Source organism: Microbacterium sp. DT81.1 (genome assembly GCF_049844955.1).
GTDB lineage: Bacteria > Actinomycetota > Actinomycetes > Actinomycetales > Microbacteriaceae > Microbacterium.
Window position 1 is genome coordinate 465,039 of the sequence record NZ_JBNCMA010000004.1, and the last position, 20,529, is coordinate 485,567.

A 20,529-nucleotide genomic window follows, 5' to 3' on the forward strand; every position below is an offset into this window, starting at 1 on the left:
GGTCAGCCGACCATTGCCTCGAGGTTCGCCTGAACCGAGTCGAGGATCGACTGGGGGTCACCGGTCTCCAGCGACTCGAGCTGGGCGTTGAAGTCGGCGATCACCTCGGTTGCGCCCTCCTGGTTGGGCGGGAACTGGGCGTACTCGGCGCCGGTCAGGAACGCGGTGATGTCGGGGTTCGCCTCGCTCCACGCATCGGCCGCGGACTGGATGGACGGCATCGGCCCGAACGCCTCCGAGAAGGCCAGCTGCTGCTCCGTCGAGGTCAGGTACTCGACGAGCTCGAGGGCGGCCTGCTGGTTGGGGCTGTCGGCGGCCATGCCCCAGCAGTTCGTGAACTGGAGTGTGCCGGGACCGGCCGGTCCGGCGGGGAGCTCAGCGACCGTGTAGGTGACGTCAGGGTAGTCGTTCGACATCGCGCCGCCGATCCAGTTGCCCTCGATCACCATCGCGGCCAGCCCCTTTCCGAAGGCTTCGCCGCCCCAGGTGGCGCCGATGTCGGTCGCGTAGGCGAATGTGCCGTCCGCGAGGTGCGCCTTGACGTAGTCCAGTGCCTCGACGTTCTCGGGGCTGTCGGCGACGGCCTCACCGTCGACCACCATGCCGCCGCCTGCCTGCGCCATGAACGTGCCGACGCGCTGGTACTCCGGCCCGAAGGCGAGGCCGACCTGGCCGCCCGTCGTCAGGGTCTGGGCCACGGTGCTCAGCTCGTCCCAGGTGGTCGGGATGTCCTCCTCGGTCAGACCGGCGGCCGCCCAGAGGTCGTTGTTGATGATGAGGGCGAGCGTCGAGAAGTCCTTCGGCGCGCAGTAGAACTCATCGTCGAGGGTGAAGTTCTCGACGAGCGACGGATAGAAGTCGTCCTTATTGGACAGCTCGTCGCCGTATGCCTGCAACGACCCGTTCCCGGCGTACCCGGCGAGTGCCTCGGGGGAGAGGTAGAAGAGGTCTGCGGGTGTGCCGGCTGCGAAGCCCTGCGAGAGCTGCTGGGGAAGATCGTTGGCCACAGTGACCTCGGCCTCGATGCCGGACTCCTCCGACCAGGCGGCGACGGCTTCCTCGACGGCCGCCGTCTCGGCCTCGCCACTCGAGCCGATCAGGATGCTGAGCGCGTCCTCGGATGACGTGAGTCCGCCCTCTTCTCCTCCGCCCGCGTCGCCGGTGTCGTCGAACGAAGAGCCGCCGCAGCCGCTCAGGACGAGCGCGCTGACGAGGGCCAGTCCGCCCACCCCTGCTAATGCGCGTGTGTTCCGTGTCATGTCTGTCTCCTTTGAAAAACACTGATGGTGCTGTTGACGACGTTCTCCGAGATGCCTTGATCGATCCAAACTTTGAACGATCAAATTCGCGATAGTCGAAACGTACGAGCCGTCTTGTGGGCATGTCAACCCCTTGAGATAGCCTGACGATAACGATTTGAACGTTCAGAGATCGGTGCCGGTCGTAAGGAGAAGGCATGGGCAAGCCGCCCACGGTGGAAGATGTGGCGTTGGCCGCCGGCGTCTCCCGGCAGACGGTGTCGAACGTGCTGAACTCGCCGGACATCGTGCGTCCGGCGACGCGGGAGCGGGTGGAGCGCGCGATCGCGGAGCTCGCGTATCGCCCGCACATGGCAGCGCGCCGTCTGCGCACCCGGCGCAGCTCCACGATCGGCGTCCACCTCGATCCCTACTCCGGCGGCATCTCCGGGGTGCTGCTGGACCGCTTCATCCACGCCCTCACCGAACACGCCAGCGAGCGCGGAATGCGGGTGCTGATCTACAGCGCCCGCAGCGCCGAAGAGGAGATCGCGCGTCTCGGCGATCTGGTCGACGGCGCCGAGATCGACGGTGTCGTCATCACGGGCACGTTCTTCGGCGACCCACGCACGGGGTGGCTGCTGGCGCGGGACGTCCCCTTCGTGTCCTTCGGCAGGCCGTGGGGCGGCGACGACGTCTATCGCTCGGCGCACACGTGGGTCGACGTCGACGGAGCCGCGGGCACGCGGGCCGCGACGCGTCATGCCCTCGCGACGGCGGGCGCCAGTGTCGGCTTCTTCGGCTGGCCTCCGGATGCCGGCACCGGCGTCGACCGGGAGCGCGGCTGGCGCGAGGCGATGGCGGATGCCGGGGCCACTGGCCCGCGTTTCGAGGTCCTCGACGGCGTCGCCAGCGCCCGCCAGGCGATGACCGCCGCCTTCTCAAACCCTGCGGTGCTGCGCGAGCTGGATGCACTGGTCTGCGTGAGCGACGCGCTCGCGGTGGGCGCGCATCTCGCCGCCGCGGATGCCGGGCGGCGAGAGCTTCCGATCATCGGGTTCGACAACACCCCGGTCGCCGAGGCCCTCGGCATCTCGAGCATCGAGCAGTCTCCCGAGCGCGTCGCGGCGGCGGTGCTCGATCTGCTGATGGGCCCGACCGGCCGCGCCGTCGCTCCGCTGCAGGCGGACCGGGCGCCCGAGCACGTGCTGGTCGAGCCTCGCCTGATCGTGCGAGGGTAGAAGGCGCGGACGTGCGCGTTCTCCCCGTCAGCGGCGCGCACCCCGGATGCGGCGGCCGAGCTCCGCGGCGGTCGGTCGGACCAGCGCGGCCAGCGCGGCGGCATTCGGAACGCCGTTGCTCGCATAGGTGACGGCGACGGCCGCGATCGGCCAGTCGACGTGGTCGTGCACGGCCACGCCGACCGAGCCGAGCCCGAGGGTGACCTCGCCGTCCTCGATCGCAAACCCGCGGGCGCGCACCTCCCGCAGCACTTCACGCAGTTCGCCCGGACGGGCCGGACCCCGACCGGTGCGGTCTGCGAAGGCCGCGGCATCCGGATAGAGGGCACGCACCTGCTCCCGCGGAAGCGCCGCGAGCATGGCGCGGCCGGACGCCGTCAGGTGGCCGGGGAGGCGGACCCCGACGTCGGTGACGAGTGCCGTCCGCCGCGGAGCCCGCTCCTCGACGATGTAGAGCACGTCCCGGCCCGTCATGACGGCGAGGTGGGCGCTCTCGCCCGCGCGGTCGACGAGCTCGGCGAGCAGCGGGCGGCCGAGCCGGGCAAGCGGCTCCTGGCGCGCATACCCGCCGCCCAGCTCGAAGGCGGCCACCCCGAGCCCCCACCGCCGGTCGTCGGGCAGATGCACGACGAAGCGATGGGTCTCGAGCGCGCCGAGCAGATGGTAGACGCTCGAACGGGGGATGCCGAGCGCCGTCGCGATGGTGCGCGCGGCGACGGGGCCGCGCTGATGCGCAAGGAAGGAGAGGATGCGGAGCGTCTGGTCGGCGGCGGGAACCTGAGCGCGCGGAGAAGGCACGAGCGCAGGGGAACCGGGAGATGCGGGAACATCGGCCTGGCTGTCTGGTATCACAGACACAGGATGGCATAGCGCCCTCGTGAACGGGAGTGCCGGGGTGTGGAATCGAGCCATGACCACCGTCAGCCCTCCTCCTCTCACGCCCGAACACGCGCGCGCCGCCGCACCCCGGAACGTCGTCGTCGGCGCGGCGCCGCTCGACCCCCAAGACGTCGTCGCTGTTGCGCGCTATGGCGCTCGCGTCGAGCTCGATGCCCCCGCGATGGACCGCGTGGCGGCATCCCGTGCGCTCGTCGAGTCGCTGGCGTCGGACCCCGAGCCCCACTACGGCATCTCCACCGGCTTCGGCGCCCTGGCGACCACCTTCATCGCCGAGGACCGGCGAGCGCAGCTGCAGGCGAGCCTGATCCGCTCGCACGCCGCCGGCACGGGAGCCGAGGTGGAGACCGAGGTGGTGCGGGCCCTCCAGCTGCTGCGCCTTCAGACCCTCGCCACGGGCCATACCGGGGTGCGCCCCGTCGTCGTGGAGACGTACGCCGCCATGCTGAACGCCGGCATCACGCCGATCGTGCGGGAGTACGGGTCGCTCGGATGCTCGGGCGACCTCGCGCCGCTCTCGCACATCGCCCTCGCGGCGATGGGGGAGTCGGACGTGCGGGTGATCGACTTCGCTCGGTCCCTGAGCGAGCGCAGCGACACGAAGGGCGCATCCGCAGCGCTCGCCGAGGCCGGCATCGAGCCGCTCGTGCTCCGCGAGAAGGAGGGCCTCGCCCTCATCAACGGCACCGACGGCATGCTCGGGATGCTGCTGCTCGCGCTGCACGACCTCTCGATGCTGCTGGACACGGCGGATGTCGCGGCCGCCATGTCGATCGAGAGCCAGCTCGGCACCGATGCGGTCTTCGCCGCGGATCTCATGGCGCTGCGCCCGCAAGCCGGGCAGGCGGCATCCGCGGCGAACCTGCGTGCCTTCCTCGCGAACTCGCCTCTCGTCGCGAGCCATCGCGACCCGGCGGTGTGCACCCGGGTCCAGGACGCGTACTCGCTGCGCTGCGCACCCCAGGTGCACGGCGCCGCCCGCGACACCGTCGACCATGCCGCCATGATCGCCTCGCGCGAGCTCGCGAGCGCGGTCGACAACCCGGTGATCACCGACGATGACCGCGTGGAGTCGAACGGCAACTTCCACGGGGCTCCGGTGGCGTACGTGCTCGACTTCCTCGCGATCGCCGTCGCCGACGTGGCCTCGATCTCCGAGCGCCGCACCGACCGGGCCCTCGACAGGACCCGCAGCAACGGGCTCCCGCCCTTCCTCGCCGACGAGGTGGGCGTCGACTCGGGGCTGATGATCGCGCAGTATGCCGCCGCCGGGATCGTGTCGGAGCTCAAACGGCTCGCCGTACCGGCATCCGTGGATTCGATCCCCTCCAGCGCCATGCAGGAGGACCACGTCTCGATGGGCTGGGCGGCAGCGCGCAAGCTGCGCCGGGGCATCGACGGGCTCGCGCGCGTGCTGGCGATCGAGGTGCTGACCGGCGCCCGCGCGATCGATCTGCGCGCCCCGCTGCGCCCCGGCCCCGCCACCGGCGCGGTGCGCGATCTGGTGCGCACCGTTGCGCGCGGCCCAGGCCCCGACCACTTCCTCTCACCCGACATCGAGGCGGTGACCGCGCTGGTGCTCTCGGGTCAGATCGCGGCCACCGCGGAAGGAGCAGTGCGATGACCACCCACGACGCTTCGACAGGCTCAGCGACCGCTGGCTCTGCGATTGCAGGCTCAGTGACCGCGGGCTCGGCGACCGCTGGCTCGGCGACCGCTGGCTCGGCGACGACAGGCTCGGCGACGACAGGCTCGGCGACGACAGGCTCGGCGACCGCTGAGCGCCACATCCGTGCCCCGCGCGGCAATCAGCGCACGGCCAAGAGCTGGGGTGCCGAGGCCGCCAAGCGGATGCTGATGAACAACCTCGACCCCGAGGTCGCCGAGCACCCCGAAGACCTCGTCGTCTATGGCGGCACCGGCAAGGCAGCGCGCAGCTGGGAGGCGTACGACGCGATCGTCCGAACCCTCGACGAGCTGGAGCCCGATGAGACGCTGCTGGTGCAGTCCGGCAAGCCGGTGGGCGTCTTCCGCACCCATGAGTGGGCGCCGCGGGTGCTGATCGCCAACTCGAACCTCGTGGGGGACTGGGCGACGTGGCCGGAGTTCCGCCGCCTAGAGCAGCTCGGGCTCACGATGTACGGGCAGATGACTGCCGGCTCGTGGATCTACATCGGCACGCAGGGCATCCTGCAGGGAACGTACGAGACGTTCGCCGCCGTCGCACGGTCGCTCGGCCGCGACGACCTCGCCGGCACCCTCACGCTGACCGGCGGATGCGGCGGCATGGGCGGCGCGCAGCCGCTGGCCGTGACCCTCAACGGCGGCGCCGTGCTGATCGTCGACGTGGACGAATCGCGCCTCGCCCGCCGCGTGGAGCACGGCTACCTCGACGAGTACACGACCGGCCTCGACGACGCCGTCGCGCGCGTCGTCTCCGCGAAGGACGAGGGCCGCGCGCTCAGCGTCGGCGTCGTCGGCAATGCGGCCCTGGTGTTCCCGGAGCTGCTGCAGCGCGGCATCCCGATCGACATCGTGACCGACCAGACGAGCGCCCACGATCCGCTCGCGTACCTGCCGGTCGGGGTGGATGTCGAGGACTGGGCAGCGGAGGCCGAGCGCGACCCGGTGGGGTTCACCGACCGCGCGCGCGGCAGCATGGCCAAGCAGGTGGCCGCCATGGTCGGGTTCCAGGATGCCGGTGCCACCGTCTTCGACTACGGCAACTCGATCCGCGCGGAGGCGCAGCTGGGCGGTTTCACACGAGCCTTCGAGTTCCCCGGCTTCGTGCCGGCGTACATCCGGCCGCAGTTCGCCGAGGGCCGCGGACCGTTCCGGTGGGTGGCGCTGTCCGGAGACCCGGAGGACATCCGCAAGACCGACCGCGCGATGATGAAGCTGTTCCCCGACAACGCCGGGCTCGTGCGCTGGCTGGAGAAGGCCGGCGACGCCGTGCACTTCGAGGGGCTGCCCGCGCGCATCTGCTGGCTGGGGTACAAGGAAAGGCACCTCGCCGGCCTGAAGTTCAACGAGATGGTGGCCTCGGGCGAGCTCTCCGCTCCGATCGTCATCGGCCGGGACCACCTGGACGCCGGATCGGTGGCCTCGCCGTACCGGGAGACGGAGGCGATGGCGGACGGTTCCGACGCGATCGCCGACTGGCCGCTGCTGAACGCCCTGCTCAACACCTCGAGCGGCGCGTCGTGGGTGTCGATCCACCACGGCGGGGGCGTCGGCATCGGCCGCAGCATCCACGCCGGACAGGTCACCGTCGCGGACGGCAGCGCGCTCGCGGCCGAGAAACTCGAGCGGGTGCTGATCAACGACCCGGGCACCGGTGTCATGCGGCACGTGGATGCCGGCTACGACAGAGCCAAGGAGGTCGCGCGCGAGCGCGGCCTGGACATCCCGATGCTATGACCGCGACCCTTCTCACCAACATCGGCGAGCTGACGACGAACATCGCCGCCGACGGCGACCCGTGCGGCACGATCCGCGACGCCGCCGTACTGATCGAGGGCACCAGGATCGCGTGGGTCGGCACCGCCGCCGACGTCGAAACCCTGGGTTTGGGGCGCATTACGTACTTCGGGGCGCACGTAGCGCGCCCCGGCGGACGGAGCGCGCCCCAAACCCCGGACGACGGAGGGATCGCGCCCCGAACCCGCGAGGAGCGGGGGACCGAGATCGTGGATGCCGGCGGGCGGGCGGTGATTCCGGGGTTCGTCGACAGCCACACGCACCTCGTCTTCGGCGGTGACCGAGCCGACGAGTTCGAGGCACGGATGTCGGGCACGCCGTATGCCGCGGGCGGAATACGGCGCACGGTGGCGGCGACCCGGGCCACGAGCGACGTCGACCTGCGCCGCCGGCTGGCGGGTTTCGTGGCCGAGACACGATCGCAGGGCACGACCACGCTGGAGATCAAGACCGGCTACGGGCTGACGGTCGCCGACGAGGAGCGCCTCGCCCGCCTCGCCGCCGAGGTCACGCCGGAGGTCACGTTCCTCGGTGCGCACGTCGTTCCGGCTGAGTACACCGATCGCCGAGACGAGTACGTGGACCTGGTGTGCGGGCCCATGCTCGACGCCTGCGCGCCGCACGCGCGGTGGATCGACGTGTTCTGCGAGACCGGGGCCTTCACGCCAGACGAGACCCGCCGAATCCTCGCCGCCGGCATCGCCCGGGGCCTCGAAGCGCGCGTGCACGGCAACCAGCTTGGCACCGGAGAGGGCGCACGCATCGCCGCGGCGCTGGGCGCGGCATCCGTCGATCACTGCACGTACCTCGACGACGTCGATGTCGCCGCACTCGCATCCTCCGGCACCGTCGCCACCCTGCTGCCGGGCGTGGAGTTCTCGACCCGGCAGCCCTACCCCGACGCGAGGACGCTGCTCGACGTCGGCGTGACCGTCGCGATCGCGAGCGACTGCAACCCCGGTTCGAGCTTCACCAGTTCGATGCCGCTCATGATCGCGCTCGCCGTGCGCGAGATGCGGATGACGCCGGCCGAGGCCGTCTGGGCCGCCACCGCCGGCGGCGCCCGAGCGCTGCGCCGCGACGACATCGGCACCCTCGCACCGGGGATGCGCGCCGACCTGGTGCTGCTCGATGCGCCGACGCGCGTGCACCTCGCCTACCGTCCGGGCGTGCCACTCGTGCGGAGCGTCTGGAAGGACGGCGCGCTCGCCTGAGCCGCCTCGCGGCCGTGAACAGAGCCGCCTCGCTGCCGTGAACAGACCCGCCTCGCGGCCGTGAACAGAGCCGCCTCGCGGCCGTGAACAGAGCCGCCGCGCGGCCGTGGACTGAGCCGCCTCGCGGCCGTGAACAGAGCCGCCGCGCGGCCGTGGACTGAGCCGCCGCTCTTCGTCAAGCCCCGCTGCCGGTGGTCAGCTCAGCCGCGGTGCGTCGAAACGCCAGTTCGTCGGCGCGGAGGCGAGCGCCGTCTCCCACGAATCTCCGCTGCCGTCCGCCCAGGTGAAGGTCGCGACCGCACACGTCGGCATGTGCACGATGTCCGGCGCGAACCGTCCGGCGAGGACGCTCATGCCGGGGTCGTGCGCCACGACCATCACGCCGTCCACGTCGCGCTCGGCCACGATGGCCGTGATGTCCGAGGGCGAGGCTCCGTAGAGGCGCTGATCCGGCTCGACGGGAAGGCCGAGCACGTCGGCGAAGACCTCCGCGGTCGTGAGGGCGCGCAGCGCTGTACTGGAGAGGATGGCATCGAGCACGACTCCGGTTCCCGCGAGCCGCTTAGCCATGCGCGGCGCGTCGTGCTCGCCGCGGTCGTTCAGCGGCCGGTCGTGGTCATCGATGTCGGCCTCGTCCCAACTGGATTTGGCGTGGCGGGCGAGCACGAGGGTCTTCACGATCGCAAAGATACGCCCGCCAGCAGCTCCAGCACGCATAAAGCCGCGAGACGCACCGTACGCCCATCCGGAGCGTCGGCGGTGGCATCCACTTCGACGATGTCGGCCGACGCGAGACGGGCATCGGATGCCGCGTCGCGTACGAGCGCCCGCAGCTCCCACGCGGCCAGTCCGCCGGGGATGCTCGCGGGGCATCCGGGGGCGACGGAACGGTCGCACACGTCGACATCGATGTCGAGATGGATGTCGCCGCCGCCCGAGCCCGCCACCTCCAAGGCCTCGGCCATCACGTCGGCAGCGCCCCGGCGCCGCACGTCGTCGAGGCCGATGACGGTGATGCCGTAGTCGCGCGCCCGCCGGGCGTAGGCCGCCGAGTTCGCGAAATCGGCGATGCCGACCTGCACGATGCGCCGGGCGTCGAAGCCGTCCTCGACGAGGCGCCGAACGGGCGACCCGTTCGAGACTCCGTCGCGCAGGTCGAAGTGCGCGTCGATCGTGACGAGGCCGGCGGATCCGGCGCCCTGCGCCGTCGCGTACGTCGCGCTGTTGTCGCCGCCGAGCGCCACCACCAGGCGCGCCCGTGCCCTCGCCGCGGCCACGAGCGCCCGCACCGCGGCCTCGCCGTCCGGGCCATCGGGCTCCGCGACGTCGCCTGCATCCGCAACGCGCAGCGCGCCGAGATCGACGGGTCCGCCCATCAGGGTCGGGCTGTAGCGGCGGAGCGCCTCCCGCACGGCGGCAGGGGTCGCGTGCGCGCCCGTGGGCGAAAGCGAGGTGCGCCACGCGGGGACCCCGACGATCACCGCATCGAGGGCATCGCCCGGGTCATCCAGTGCCGGCCAGCCGCCGGCTCGTGGCCACAGGGGATCGGAGGGAAGCGCCACAGGTCGAGGTTACTCCGGCACCGTGACGTCACTCGGGGTGGATTGCACGGTCCATCCCGTGCCCGACGTACACCCATGCATCCAAGCCGCTCGCCAGGCGCACCCGCTCGCGGTGGTACTCCTCCACCTTGTACTCGTCGGCGGCGTCCAGCTCATCCTCGGTGATGCGCACTGCGGCGCCGACCACCTTGTCGAGCGGATTGCCGGTGTGCCGCACGATGGGGCGCGACGCCTGCGCGCTGCTGACGGCGTGCGGGTCCTCGATGTCGACGTAGTCGACCGTGTAACCGGGCAGGACGTCGGCGTCTCCGTACATCAAGCGACCGAACGTGTCGAGCTGCACCTGCGGGATGCGCAGAGTGTCATAGGTGAAGAGGATCTCGTTCGCGGGGGCGTCGCTCACGCCACCAGGCTAGTGGCTTCGCGCCCGAACGAGTCGTAGATTTCAGCCCAGCAGCGCGTTGGCGATCGTGAAGATGACGAGCCCCGCGAGGGCGCCGACGAACGTGCCGTTGAGGCGGATGTACTGCAGGTCCCGGCCGACCATGAGCTCGATCTTCTCCGTGGTCTCATCCGGATCCCACCGCTCCACTGTTTCGGTGATGATGCTCGCGATGTCGTGGCGGTAGCGGTCGACGAGGAAGACCGCGGCGTTCGTCACCCATTCGTCGACGCGGTGCTGCAGCGAGGGATCCTTCGTCAGGCGCTCGCCCACCTCTTCGAGCGCGGCCTTGGCCCGCACCCGCAGCCCGCTGGCCGGATCTTCGAGCGCCTTCAGCAGCCCCGTCTTCGCGGTGTTCCACGCCTCGCCCGCCAGTTCGCGCACCCGGGGGCTGTCGAAGATCCGGGACTTCGCGTCTTCCAGCTTGCCGATCGTCTCCGGGTCGTGCTGCAGGTTGTCGGCAAGCCGGGTGAGATAGTCGTCGATGGCGATGCGGGCGGAGTGCTGCGGATCTGCCTGCATCGCGAGCATGAACGTCACCGCCTCGCGGTAGACGGTGTCATCGACCAGCCGCGCCGCCATCCGCGGCAGCCAAGCGGGCAGCCGGCGGGATACCAGGCCCTCGAAGGCCGCGTAGTTCACTTCGAGCCAGCCCAGGATGCTGTCGACGGCGAGGTCGACCGCCCCGTGATGTGCGCCGGACCCGATGACCCGGGTGAGCCACGCGCCGGCGGGAGGCCCCCATTCCGGTTCGATCAGATGCTCGCGGGCGAGGTCTTCGATCACCTCGCGCACGTCGTCGTCGCTGAGGGCGCGAAGCACCCCGGCGGCCATCGCCGCCCCCTCCGTCGCCACGCGCTCGGCGTGCGCGGGGGTTCTCAGCCATGCGCCGAGGCGCTCCGCGATGTGCGTCGCTTCGAGCTTGGTGCGCACGATCTCGCCCGAGAGGAAGTTCGTCTCGACGAACTCGCCCAGCGTGCGGCCGATCTCGTCCTTGCGGTTCGGGATGATGGCCGTGTGCGGGATCGGGATGCCGAGCGGATGCCGGAACAGGGCCGTCACGGCGAACCAGTCAGCCAGGGCACCGACCATGCCGCCCTCTGCGAATGCCCGCACGTATGCCATTCCGGGGTACGTGCTCTGCAGGGCGAAGGCCACGACGAACAGCAGCGCCATCAGCAGCAGGGCGCCGAGCGCGACGCCCTTCATCGTGCGGAGCGCCCGGCGTCGCTCCTGGTCCGCGGGGCTCAGCAGGGCCGTGGGGGTGCGCGCCATCACGCCATCCTCGCATGCCCTCCGCTGCGCGGGCCCGACCCACACCGAGCGACACTTCGTCGCGCTGCGCTCGCCCCGTGCGGGTCGAAGCGACACGAAGTGTCGGCCGGGCGCTTCGCGGTGCCGGCAGGAGACGGAAGTGTCGCCGGGCGACCGGTGAGTGGCCACCGACGTCCCCTCGGCGGTCGCCGTCAGGAATCGAAACCCAGGCCGAGGGCATCCAGCGTTCTGAGCAGCACGTCGCGACGGCCCCCGTGGCGGTCGGCGCGGTCGAGCGAGCGGCGGGTGAGGTTGATCCCGATCGCAGCCGCCGGCTCGGGCGGGAACGGGAGCGGGCGTCGCCGCACCATCTCGAGTTCGGTGCGTTCGGTGGGTGCCCCCTCGAGCAGATCGAGCATCACATCGGCGGCGAACCGGGTCGCCCCGACACCGAGCCCCGTGAACCCCGCGGCATACGCAACCCGCCCCTCGCGTGCGGTGCCGTAGTACGCGCAGAAGCGCGTGCAGGTGTCGATCGCACCGGCCCACCGATGCGTGAACCGCAGCCCCTCGAGTTGCGGGAACGTCGTGAAGAAGTGCTCGGCGAGCGTGCGGTAGGTCTCCGGCCGGTCCTCGTACCGGGACCGGACACGCCCGCCGTAGTGGTAGACGGCGTCGTACCCGCCGAACAGGATCCGATTCCCGGCCGTGAGCCGGTAGTAGTGGAACTGGTTCGCCGAGTCGCTGAGGCCCTGTCGGTGCGACCAGCCGATGCCGGCCAGCTGCTCCGCGTCGAGCGGCTCCGTCATCAGCACGTAGTCGTAGACCGGCACGGTCATGAGCCGGTTGCGCTTCAGCAGCGACGGGAAGACGTTGGTCGCCAGCACGACGTCGCGGGCGAGGACGCGGCCATGCTCCGTGCGCACCGACACGGGGTGTGTGCCCTCGAGGCCGCGCACGGGGGAGTGCTCGAAGATCTCGACGCCGAGCTCCGCGGCCACACGCGCGAGCTCGAGGGCGAGCTTCGCCGGATGCACGAGCGCGTTCGACCGCTTGTCCCACGCCCCGGCCAGATAGGTGGGGGAGTCGACCTCGGCGCGCACGGCATCCGTGTCGAGGAACCCCTCCTCCTCCCGCAGCCACTCCACCTGATGCGGCTCGGTCGCGACGCTGAGCGCCCCGGTGCGCTCGAAGTCGACGTCCATGCCGTAGCGGCCGACGGTGGCCTCGATGTCGTCGAGGTTCTCCGCGCCGAGCCGCTCCAGCCGGTCGATCTCCTTCGGCCAGCGGGTGACGCCGTTCTCGCGGCCGTGCGTGATGCTCGCCTCGCAGAAGCCGCCGTTGCGGCCGGAGGCGGCCCATCCGATGCCGGCCGCTTCCACGAGCACCACTCGGCGCTCCGGGTCGCGCTCCTTCGCGCGCACCGCGGTCCACAGACCCGCGTAACCCCCGCCGACGACGGCGAGGTCGGCTCGGACCTCTCCTCGCAGGGATGGATGCCGGGGGCGTTCGACGTCGTCCAGCCAGAACACCGCGGGCTGCGTGGTCGAGAGTGCGTCGGCCACCGCCCCGGCCGATGGCGGCCGTCGATCGAAGACGGTCGTGCTCATGGGTGTCCTCCGTTGCTGCAGGGTCGAGCAGCCGAGGTGTTCGGCGCCGTGCGCACTATGCATCCACCGGGCCGAGCCAGGCGCTCGCGACAGTGGAATGGGCCGATTCCGGATCCGAGGGGTGGAAGAGGCCCGCGAGCACGTCGCGGTACAGCCGGCTGAGCTCGGATCCGGAGAAGTACGACGAGCCGCCCGCCACGAGGATCGCGTCATCCACCACGGTCTTGGCCATGGTGACGGCGCGGTGCTTCACGCCGGCGAGCAGCGAGAACCACCGGGAGCCGTGATCGACGAAGCCGTCTATGTCGCGCCCGATCGCCTCGAGCTGCGGCGGAAGCGCGTCGTACGCCAGCGCCATCTCGGCGACGCGCCAGCGGATGTCGGGGTCCTGGCTGTAGGTCTTGCCGGTCTTCTTCGACCGCCGCTTTCCGGCGGTCTGGACGGCGAGCTCCAGGGCACGGCGGGCGATCCCGGTGTAGACCGAGGCCAGCAGCAGCTCGAAGACCCCGAAGAGGCCGAAGATCAGGGGGTCGGGATTCGGGCCCGGCGGGATGCGCCGCACGACCCGGTCCGGTGGGGCGACGGCGCCGTGCAGCTCGGTGGTGCGGCTCTGGGTGCCCCGCATGCCGAGGGTGTCCCAATCGTCCCTCGTCACGAGGGTGCCGCCGGCCTCGGCATCCGCCCGCCCGACGAAGGCGTAGATCATCTGCGGCGCGTCCGGGGACGTGGTGTCGAGGCCGTGCAGCCCGAGCTGTGTCCAGACCGGGGCGAGGGACGTGAAGATCTTGGTGCCGGTGAAGGCGTACGAGCCGTCGGGCTGCGGGGCGGCATCCGTGTCGCTTCCGAAGAGGACGAGGTCATTGCCGGCCTCGCTGATGCCGAAGGCGAACACTTCCCCGGCCGCCGCGCCCTCCTGCACGAACGCCAGGTCGTCGATTCCGCGATCGCGCAGCACCTTGGCCACGCCCGTCCACACGAGGTGCATGTTGATGGCGAGCGCGGTGGCGGGGGCGGCGCCGGCAAGGCGCTGCTGCAGCACGGATGCCTCGGCGAGGCCGAGCCCGGCGCCTCCACGGTCGCGCGGCACCAGGATCGACAGGTAGCCGGCGGCCTTCAGCTCGTCGAGATCCTGCTGCGGGAAGGTGTTCGCCCGGTCGTGCGTCGCCGCGCGGGAGCGGATGCGCTCGAGCAGCTCGTCGGGAAGGAGAGCGGCGGGGTCGAATCCGGGAGCGGTCACCCGTCCATTCTGTCCCGGCGGCGTGCGTGGCGGCGCGGCCCCGTCATCCCCGACCGCGCCGGGAGCATGATGTGGACATGTCGCGAATGACGCAGTCGCTGATCCCCGTGTCACAACGCCAGCCGGTCGCCGTGCTGAACGATTCACTCGACCTCGACCACGGCGACGTGATCAGCAAGCGCAGTGGATTCCTCATCATGCTGACCCTGTCCGCCGTCATCGCGATCGCCGGCATCCTGACAGACTCCACCGCCACGGTGATCGGCGCGATGATCATCGCACCGCTGGCGACGCCGATCCAGGGCATCGGTCTCGGCATCGTGACCGGTCACCTGAGCCTGGTGGTGAGGTCGATCTTCTGGGTCGTCGCGGGCATGCTGATCGTGATCGTGCTGGGCGTCGTCTTCTCGGCGGTGATCGCGGATCCCGCGAGCCTCTCCACCAACTCACAGATCACCAGCCGCACGGCACCGGGTCTGCTCGACCTCCTCGCGGCGATCGCCACCGGAACGGCCGGTGCCTTCGCCCTCGCCCGGCGGGACCTGAGTGCGGTGCTGCCGGGTGTCGCGATCGCGATTTCGCTCGTTCCGCCGCTGGGTGTCGTCGGCGTCACCCTCGGGCAGGGGGACTGGAACGGCGCATTCGGGTCGCTGATGCTCTTCCTCTCCAACCTCGTCGCGCTCGTCATCGCTGCGAGCATCGTGTTCACGATGTCGGGTTACGCGAGGGAGCCTGATTCGCTGCCCACGGCCAATCGCCGCCGCGCCTACACGGTGGTCGGCGTGCTGGCGCTGCTCGTGACGATCCCGCTCGCGGCCAATTCCGTGGTGGCCGTCGCCCTCGCGCGGTGGAGCGTCGAAATCAGCGATTCCACCGCGGAGTGGCTGGGGGACGATTCGGAGGCGAGCGTCGACGACGTGCAGTGGCAGGGCCTGACGGCCGTCGTCGATGTCACGGCGCCGGACGGCGACGTGCCCTCCGTCGATGAGCTGCGCGACATTCTGAACCTGCCGAGCTTCGTCACGGTCGTGCTCGAGATCGACGAGGGGTCGAAGATCCCGGTGACATGACATGCAGTGACGTGACGCGGCGCGACCAGTCGCGGCGCGATCAGTCGCCCAGCGCCGCGAACAGCTGCGCGAGCGTCGCGTCCGGCTCGTCGCGGTGGGGCGAGTGTCCCGCGCCCTCGACGATCGACATCGTGATGAGGGGGTTCGCCGCGAGCACACCCTCCGCCGTCGCTCCGGTGAACAGGCTGTACACCTTCGGATCCGCGCCGAGCACGTGCGTCGGCACAGTGAGGCGCGCCGCGGCATCCCGCACATCCCACGGACGGTTCTGCACGCTGGTCTGCTCCACGGCCCATCGGCTGGCGCGCGCGACCGCGTCGATCTTGAGCTCGAGGTCGTGCGGATGCCAGTTCGGGTGCTCCTCCCGCACCACGGCGAGGCGGTTGTCGGCGAACGCGCGCTCCTGGCTGGAGCGCACGATCTCGGCGTCGCGCTGCATCACGACGATCCCCGGGTCCACCAGCACCAGGCGACGGGTCCAGTCCGGGCGGTCGGCGGCGGCGAGCACGGATGCCGCGCCCCCGAGCGAATGGCCGACCACGAGGTCCCACGGCCCGCCGCCCTCCGGACGGGTCTCGGCAAGGTCCGCGGCGTACGCGGTGAGCCGGTAGTCGAGGGCGCGCGGCGCCGAGCCGTGACCCCGCAGGTCGACGGCCTCGGCGTGCCACCCGGCATCCGCGAGTCCCACGCCGATGCGCCACATCAGCGCACCGGACGAGCCGAGGCCGTGCACCAGCAGGGCGCGCCTGGGTGCCGAAGGATCGCCCCACGCCAGCCGTGGAAGGGTCAGCGGTGCGCTCATCCGGCCAGTTTACGAGCGGGCGCGGCGCGGGTGCGCAGCGCTCAGGAGGTCGGAAGGGTCAGCGGCTCGGTGTCGGGGATGGGGCTCGGATCCCGGTGCCGCAGGTCGGGGAAGGCGCGCACGAACACCAGCGCCACGACAAGGCCGAGCAGGGCGAACGTCGCCGCCGCCCAGTACGCCCCCTGCGGGCCGATGCCGTCGATGAGGAAGCCGGCCACCGCCGAGCCGGCGGCGGCGCCGATGAGCTGGCCCGTCCCGATCCACCCGTACGCCTCGGCGGTCTCGCTGAACTTGACGCTCGCGCTCGTCATCGCGAAGAGCACCGCGAGGGCGGGGGCGATGCCGATTCCTGCAAGAAAGAGCGTGCCGCCGATCCACCAGATGTTCAGCGAGACGATCGTGAGCGAGAGCCCGACGGCGAGGATCGCCATGCGCCGCGCCATCGCCCACGGGCCGATCGGGATGTGGCCGAACGTCAGGCCCCCCGTCAGGCTGCCGATGGAGAACACCGCCAGCACGAGACCGGCCTCGAGCCCGCTGTGCCCGAAGGTCGCCACGACCCCCGCCTCGACGGCGGCGCACGCGCCGATCAGGAGGAAGCCCACGACCGTGGCGAGCAGGATGGGCGGCTTCATCAGCACCTTGCCAAGACCGCGACGGCTGCGCGGGATGCGCACCCTGCCCACCTCGGGCGACAGGATGAACCAGGCGCCCCCGCCGATCAGGATGACGACGATCAGCAGCAGCGCCTGGACGGTGCCGACCTGCGTCGCCACGATCGTGATGACGACCGGCGCCACGATCCAGATGATCTCCTGCAGCGACGCATCGAGTGAGAAGAGAGGCGTGAGCTGCCGGGAGTTGACGAGCTTCGGGTAGATGGTGCGCGCGGCCGACTGGATGGGCGGCGTCGCAAGGCCCGCGATCACGCCGAGGGCCATGTACCCGGGAAGGGGCAGCTCCAGCAGCGCCAGGGCGGTGATGGCGAGGGCGCAGATCGCCAGGGTCACGGTGAGGACCCGACGCATGCCCCAGATGCCCATCCAGCGGCTGGTCACCGGGCCGGCGATCGCCTGACCGACGGAGGTGGCAGCCAGAACGAGTCCGGCGGCGCCGTAGGAGCCTGTGACCTGCTCGATGTGCAGCAGGATCGCCAGCGAGGTCATTCCGTTGGGGAAGCGCGCGGTCAGCTGCGCCGCGATGATGCGCCCGACACCAGGGGTTCGCAACAGATCCCGGTAGGCGCCCACGAGAGACAAGCCTAGGGCGCGACACGCCGGAGCCCGTTGTCCACAGGAGATCGGATGTCGGAGGCCACGCGTAGCGTCTGGTCTGTGGAGAGGATGTGGCCGCGCCATCCGAAACAGCCGTGATTCAGGCCTTTTCCAGGTTCGGAATCCGCGGCGTCCCTGTGGATGAAACGGTGGACAACCTGTGTTGTACTCAGGGAGAGCGGTGGAAAACTACACGGATGTAACTACTAGCCCTTGTGGTGCTACCTAATGTCGGTACCCATATGTAGTATTGGACTCCCGGCGGGGGCATTGCCGGACATACCATCAGATTCAGAGGGAGAACGGGTCACACATGTCGATCACCGTCTACACCAAGCCCTCCTGCGTTCAGTGCACGGCGACCTACCGCGCGCTCGATTCGAAGGGCATCGAATACGAGGTCCTCGACCTCTCGCAGGACCCCGCGGCCCTCGAGCAGGTCAAGGCTCTCGGCTACCTGCAGGCGCCTGTCGTCATCGCCGATGAAGACCACTGGTCGGGCTTCCGCCCCGACAAGATCGACGAGCTCGCCGCCCGCCTGGCCTGACCGATGAGCGCCGCGGCCACAGCACCACATGTGCCGCTGCGCAGCAGCGACGCGCGGTTGGCCGACGCGTCCGCACCGCTGGTCGTCTACTTCTCCAGCACCTCCGGAAACACGGCTCGTTTCGTCGCCAAGCTCGAACAAGCCGGCTCCCTCGGATCGCCCGCGGTCCGCATCCCGCTCCATTACTCCGACCCTGTCCCCGTGATGGATGCACCGTATGTGCTCATCACGCCGACCTACGGGGGCGGGGAAGGCCGCGGGGTGGAGCGCGGAGCGGTGCCCAAGCAAGTCATCCGGTTCCTCAACGACGAGCGAAACCGGAACAACCTGCGGGGGGTCATCTCCGCGGGGAATACCAACTTCGGCGAGTCGTTCTGTCTCGCCGGCGACATCATCAGCCGCAAGTGCCATGTGCCGCACTTGTACCGGCTCGAAGTTTTCGGCACACCAGAAGACGTAGATCGCGTGAGCGAAGGATTGGAACGACTGTGGAAGCGACAGTGAACGAAAAGGTCGATGCATACGCGGGTTTGGACTACCACTCCCTGAACGCGATGCTCAACCTCTACGGCGCGGACGGCAAGATCCAGTTCCAGGCCGACAAGCGTGCCGCGCGCGAGTACTTCCTGCAGCACGTCAACCAGAACACGGTCTTCTTCCACACCCTCAAGGAGCGGCTCGACTACCTCGTCGAGAAGGAGTACTACGAGGGAGCGGTGCTCGAGAAGTACCCGTTCGAGTTCATCCAGAGGCTCAACGACCTCGCGTACTCGAAGAAGTTCCGGTTCGAGACGTTCCTCGGGGCGTTCAAGTACTACACGAGCTACACGCTCAAGACGTTCGACGGCAAGCGCTACCTCGAGCGCTTCGAGGACCGCGTGGTGATGACCGCCCTCGGCCTCGCCGACGGCGACCAGAAGCTCGCCACCGAGCTGGTCGAGGAGATCATCTCCGGCCGCTTCCAGCCCGCCACGCCGACGTTCCTGAACACCGGCAAGGCGCAACGGGGCGAGCTCGTCTCGTGCTTCCTGCTGCGCATCGAAGACAACATGGAGTCGATCGCCCGCGGCATCAACTCGGCCCTGCAGCTCAGCAAGCGGGGCGGCGGCGTGGCGCTGCTGCTCTCGAACATCCGTGAGGCCGGCGCGCCGATCAAGCAGATCGAGAACCAGTCCTCCGGCATCATCCCCGTGATGAAGCTGCTCGAAGACTCCTTCAGCTACGCCAACCAGCTGGGTGCCCGTCAGGGCGCCGGCGCGGTCTACCTGTCGGCGCACCACCCCGACATCATGCGCTTCCTCGACACCAAGCGGGAGAACGCCGACGAGAAGATCCGCATCAAGACGCTGTCGCTGGGTGTCGTCATCCCCGACATCACGTTCGAGCTGGCCCGCAACGACGAGGACATGTACCTCTTCTCGCCCTACGACGTCGAGAAGGTCTACGGCAAGGCCTTCGGCGACATCTCGGTGACCGAGAAGTACCGCGAGATGGTCGATGACCCTCGGATCAAGAAGACGAAGATCAACGCGCGCGAGTTCTTCCAGACCATCGCCGAGATCCAGTTCGAATCGGGCTACCCGTACGTCATGTTCGAGGACACGGTCAACAAGGCGAACCCGATCAAGGGCCGCATCAACATGTCCAACCTGTGCAGCGAGATCCTGCAGGTGAACACCCCGACGACCTACAACGAGGACCTCTCGTACAAGGAGATCGGCAAGGACATCTCGTGCAACCTCGGCTCGATGAACATCGCGCTGTCGATGGATGCCCGTGACCTCGGCAAGACGGTCGAGACCGCCATCCGCGCCCTGAGTGCGGTGAGCGAGCAGAGCCACATCCGTTCGGTCCGCTCGATCGAGGACGGCAACGACCGGTCGCACGCGATCGGCCTCGGGCAGATGAACCTGCACGGCTACCTCGCGCGCGAGCACGTGCACTACGGTTCCGAAGAGGGCATCGACTTCACGAACATCTACTTCTACACGGTGCTCTTCCACGCGCTGCGGGCGTCGAACAACCTCGCGATCGAGCGCGGCACGGCGTTCGACGGGTTCGAGGACTCGACGTACGCGAGCGGCGCGTTCTTCGACAAGTACATCGACCGCGCATGGGAGCCCGAGACCGCCAAGGTCAAAGAGCTCTTCGCCGGCCAGCACATCCCGACGCAGGACGACTGGGTGGCGCTGAAGGCGTCTATCCAGCAGCACGGCATCTACAACCAGAACCTTCAGGCCGTGCCGCCGACCGGGTCCATCTCGTACATCAACAACTCGACCTCCTCGATCCACCCGATCGCGTCGAAGATCGAGATCCGCAAGGAAGGCAAGCTCGGTCGCGTCTACTACCCGGCGGCGTTCATGACCAACGACAACCTGGAGTACTACCAGGACGCCTACGAGATCGGCTACGAGAAGGTCATCGACACCTACGCCGCGGCGACGCAGCACGTCGACCAGGGCCTCTCGCTGACGCTGTTCTTCAAGGACACCGCGACCACGCGCGACATCAACCGCGCGCAGATCTACGCCTGGAAGAAGGGCATCAAGACGATCTACTACATCCGCCTGCGGCAGATGGCCCTCGAGGGCACCGACATGACCGAGTGCGTCTCCTGCATGCTTTAGTAAAGACGACTAACAAATAGCGAAGAAGATC

General features: G+C 69.6%; 18 protein-coding genes. 8 read left to right on the plus strand and 10 right to left on the minus strand.

What is annotated here, in order from left to right:
* Nucleotides 1–2: 2 nt before the first annotated feature.
* The gene (locus tag ACLQ2Q_RS13715; protein WP_425821009.1) at nucleotides 3–1,259 is read right to left on the minus strand and encodes a sugar ABC transporter substrate-binding protein; all 1,257 of its coding nucleotides are present in this window, start codon (nucleotides 1,257–1,259) and stop codon (nucleotides 3–5) included.
* A gap of 197 nt (nucleotides 1,260–1,456) precedes the next feature.
* Between ACLQ2Q_RS13715 and ACLQ2Q_RS13720 the strand changes: the two genes are divergently transcribed.
* Nucleotides 1,457–2,479, plus strand: coding sequence for a LacI family DNA-binding transcriptional regulator (locus ACLQ2Q_RS13720; protein ID WP_425821010.1), 1,023 nt, complete (start codon nucleotides 1,457–1,459; stop codon nucleotides 2,477–2,479).
* A gap of 27 nt (nucleotides 2,480–2,506) precedes the next feature.
* On the opposite strand, the gene ACLQ2Q_RS13725 is transcribed toward ACLQ2Q_RS13720, so the two are convergent.
* A complete protein-coding gene (locus ACLQ2Q_RS13725; RefSeq protein WP_425821011.1) occupies nucleotides 2,507–3,337 on the minus strand; it encodes an IclR family transcriptional regulator in 831 nt (276 codons plus the stop codon).
* 52 nt (nucleotides 3,338–3,389) lie between these two features.
* On the opposite strand from ACLQ2Q_RS13725, the gene hutH reads away from it, so the two are divergent.
* Genes hutH through hutI form a run of 3 tightly spaced genes read left to right on the plus strand, consistent with a single transcriptional unit; the run spans nucleotide 3,390 to nucleotide 8,070 of the window.
* A complete protein-coding gene (gene hutH / locus ACLQ2Q_RS13730; protein WP_425821012.1) occupies nucleotides 3,390–5,000 on the plus strand; it encodes a histidine ammonia-lyase in 1,611 nt (536 codons plus the stop codon).
* Entirely contained in the window at nucleotides 4,997–6,796 is a 1,800-nt protein-coding gene (gene hutU, locus ACLQ2Q_RS13735) for a urocanate hydratase (protein WP_425821013.1), read from the plus strand. The genes hutH and hutU overlap by 4 nt, the downstream gene beginning before the upstream one ends.
* Nucleotides 6,793–8,070, plus strand: coding sequence for an imidazolonepropionase (gene hutI, locus ACLQ2Q_RS13740; protein WP_425821014.1), 1,278 nt, complete (start codon nucleotides 6,793–6,795; stop codon nucleotides 8,068–8,070). The genes hutU and hutI overlap by 4 nt, the downstream gene beginning before the upstream one ends.
* Before the next feature lie 195 nt (nucleotides 8,071–8,265).
* On the opposite strand, the gene ACLQ2Q_RS13745 is transcribed toward hutI, so the two are convergent.
* From ACLQ2Q_RS13745 to ACLQ2Q_RS13770, 6 genes are all read right to left on the minus strand, one after another.
* Nucleotides 8,266–8,748 carry a SixA phosphatase family protein gene (locus tag ACLQ2Q_RS13745; RefSeq protein ID WP_425821015.1) on the minus strand — a complete coding sequence of 161 codons (483 nt, stop codon included), beginning with the start codon at nucleotides 8,746–8,748 and terminating at the stop codon, nucleotides 8,266–8,268.
* Nucleotides 8,745–9,632: an arginase family protein gene (locus ACLQ2Q_RS13750; RefSeq protein WP_425821016.1), complete on the minus strand. Its 888-nt coding sequence runs from the start codon at nucleotides 9,630–9,632 to the stop codon at nucleotides 8,745–8,747. Before ACLQ2Q_RS13750 ends, ACLQ2Q_RS13745 begins: the two co-directional genes overlap by 4 nt.
* 28 nt (nucleotides 9,633–9,660) lie before the next feature.
* The gene (locus ACLQ2Q_RS13755; protein WP_425821017.1) at nucleotides 9,661–10,035 is read right to left on the minus strand and encodes a gamma-glutamylcyclotransferase family protein; all 375 of its coding nucleotides are present in this window, start codon (nucleotides 10,033–10,035) and stop codon (nucleotides 9,661–9,663) included.
* Nucleotides 10,036–10,077: 42 nt separating this feature from the next.
* A complete protein-coding gene (locus ACLQ2Q_RS13760) occupies nucleotides 10,078–11,349 on the minus strand; it encodes a DUF445 domain-containing protein (protein ID WP_425821018.1) in 1,272 nt (423 codons plus the stop codon).
* A gap of 191 nt (nucleotides 11,350–11,540) precedes the next feature.
* Nucleotides 11,541–12,938, minus strand: coding sequence for an NAD(P)/FAD-dependent oxidoreductase (locus tag ACLQ2Q_RS13765; protein WP_425821019.1), 1,398 nt, complete (start codon nucleotides 12,936–12,938; stop codon nucleotides 11,541–11,543).
* A 55-nt stretch (nucleotides 12,939–12,993) separates the two neighbouring features.
* Nucleotides 12,994–14,175, minus strand: a complete 1,182-nt coding sequence (locus ACLQ2Q_RS13770) for an acyl-CoA dehydrogenase family protein (protein WP_425821020.1) — start codon at nucleotides 14,173–14,175, stop codon at nucleotides 12,994–12,996.
* Between the two features lie 77 nt (nucleotides 14,176–14,252).
* Between ACLQ2Q_RS13770 and ACLQ2Q_RS13775 the strand changes: the two genes are divergently transcribed.
* Nucleotides 14,253–15,245 carry a TIGR00341 family protein gene (locus ACLQ2Q_RS13775; protein ID WP_425821021.1) on the plus strand — a complete coding sequence of 331 codons (993 nt, stop codon included), beginning with the start codon at nucleotides 14,253–14,255 and terminating at the stop codon, nucleotides 15,243–15,245.
* 40 nt (nucleotides 15,246–15,285) lie between these two features.
* Here the strand turns inward: ACLQ2Q_RS13775 and ACLQ2Q_RS13780 are convergent, their stop codons facing one another.
* Entirely contained in the window at nucleotides 15,286–16,047 is a 762-nt protein-coding gene (locus ACLQ2Q_RS13780; RefSeq protein ID WP_425821022.1) for an alpha/beta fold hydrolase, read from the minus strand.
* A gap of 41 nt (nucleotides 16,048–16,088) precedes the next feature.
* The gene (locus ACLQ2Q_RS13785; protein WP_425821023.1) at nucleotides 16,089–17,297 is read right to left on the minus strand and encodes an MFS transporter; all 1,209 of its coding nucleotides are present in this window, start codon (nucleotides 17,295–17,297) and stop codon (nucleotides 16,089–16,091) included.
* A 337-nt stretch (nucleotides 17,298–17,634) separates the two neighbouring features.
* On the opposite strand from ACLQ2Q_RS13785, the gene nrdH reads away from it, so the two are divergent.
* From nrdH to nrdE, 3 genes are read left to right on the plus strand one after another with little or no spacing between them, the layout of a single operon-like run.
* Nucleotides 17,635–17,868, plus strand: coding sequence for a glutaredoxin-like protein NrdH (nrdH, locus tag ACLQ2Q_RS13790; RefSeq protein ID WP_425821024.1), 234 nt, complete (start codon nucleotides 17,635–17,637; stop codon nucleotides 17,866–17,868).
* Between the two features lie 3 nt (nucleotides 17,869–17,871).
* The gene (nrdI, locus tag ACLQ2Q_RS13795) at nucleotides 17,872–18,372 is read left to right on the plus strand and encodes a class Ib ribonucleoside-diphosphate reductase assembly flavoprotein NrdI (RefSeq protein ID WP_425821025.1); all 501 of its coding nucleotides are present in this window, start codon (nucleotides 17,872–17,874) and stop codon (nucleotides 18,370–18,372) included.
* A complete protein-coding gene (gene nrdE / locus ACLQ2Q_RS13800; protein ID WP_425821026.1) occupies nucleotides 18,369–20,498 on the plus strand; it encodes a class 1b ribonucleoside-diphosphate reductase subunit alpha in 2,130 nt (709 codons plus the stop codon). The genes nrdI and nrdE overlap by 4 nt, the downstream gene beginning before the upstream one ends.
* Nucleotides 20,499–20,529 lie beyond the last annotated feature (31 nt).

What these genes read in the sequence shown, in the direction of transcription:
- ACLQ2Q_RS13765 (WP_425821019.1), bottom strand. Translation starts at nt 12,938, where the DNA reads ATGAGCACGACCGTCTTCGATCGACGGCCGCCATCGGCCGGGGCGGTG.
- hutI (WP_425821014.1), top strand. Translation starts at nt 6,793, where the DNA reads ATGACCGCGACCCTTCTCACCAACATCGGCGAGCTGACGACGAACATC.
- hutU (WP_425821013.1), top strand. Translation starts at nt 4,997, where the DNA reads ATGACCACCCACGACGCTTCGACAGGCTCAGCGACCGCTGGCTCTGCG.
- ACLQ2Q_RS13715 (WP_425821009.1), bottom strand. Translation starts at nt 1,259, where the DNA reads ATGACACGGAACACACGCGCATTAGCAGGGGTGGGCGGACTGGCCCTC.
- ACLQ2Q_RS13775 (WP_425821021.1), top strand. Translation starts at nt 14,253, where the DNA reads ATGTCGCGAATGACGCAGTCGCTGATCCCCGTGTCACAACGCCAGCCG.
- ACLQ2Q_RS13760 (WP_425821018.1), bottom strand. Translation starts at nt 11,349, where the DNA reads ATGGCGCGCACCCCCACGGCCCTGCTGAGCCCCGCGGACCAGGAGCGA.
- ACLQ2Q_RS13780 (WP_425821022.1), bottom strand. Translation starts at nt 16,047, where the DNA reads ATGAGCGCACCGCTGACCCTTCCACGGCTGGCGTGGGGCGATCCTTCG.
- nrdH (WP_425821024.1), top strand. Translation starts at nt 17,635, where the DNA reads ATGTCGATCACCGTCTACACCAAGCCCTCCTGCGTTCAGTGCACGGCG.
- nrdI (WP_425821025.1), top strand. Translation starts at nt 17,872, where the DNA reads ATGAGCGCCGCGGCCACAGCACCACATGTGCCGCTGCGCAGCAGCGAC.
- hutH (WP_425821012.1), top strand. Translation starts at nt 3,390, where the DNA reads ATGACCACCGTCAGCCCTCCTCCTCTCACGCCCGAACACGCGCGCGCC.
- ACLQ2Q_RS13720 (WP_425821010.1), top strand. Translation starts at nt 1,457, where the DNA reads ATGGGCAAGCCGCCCACGGTGGAAGATGTGGCGTTGGCCGCCGGCGTC.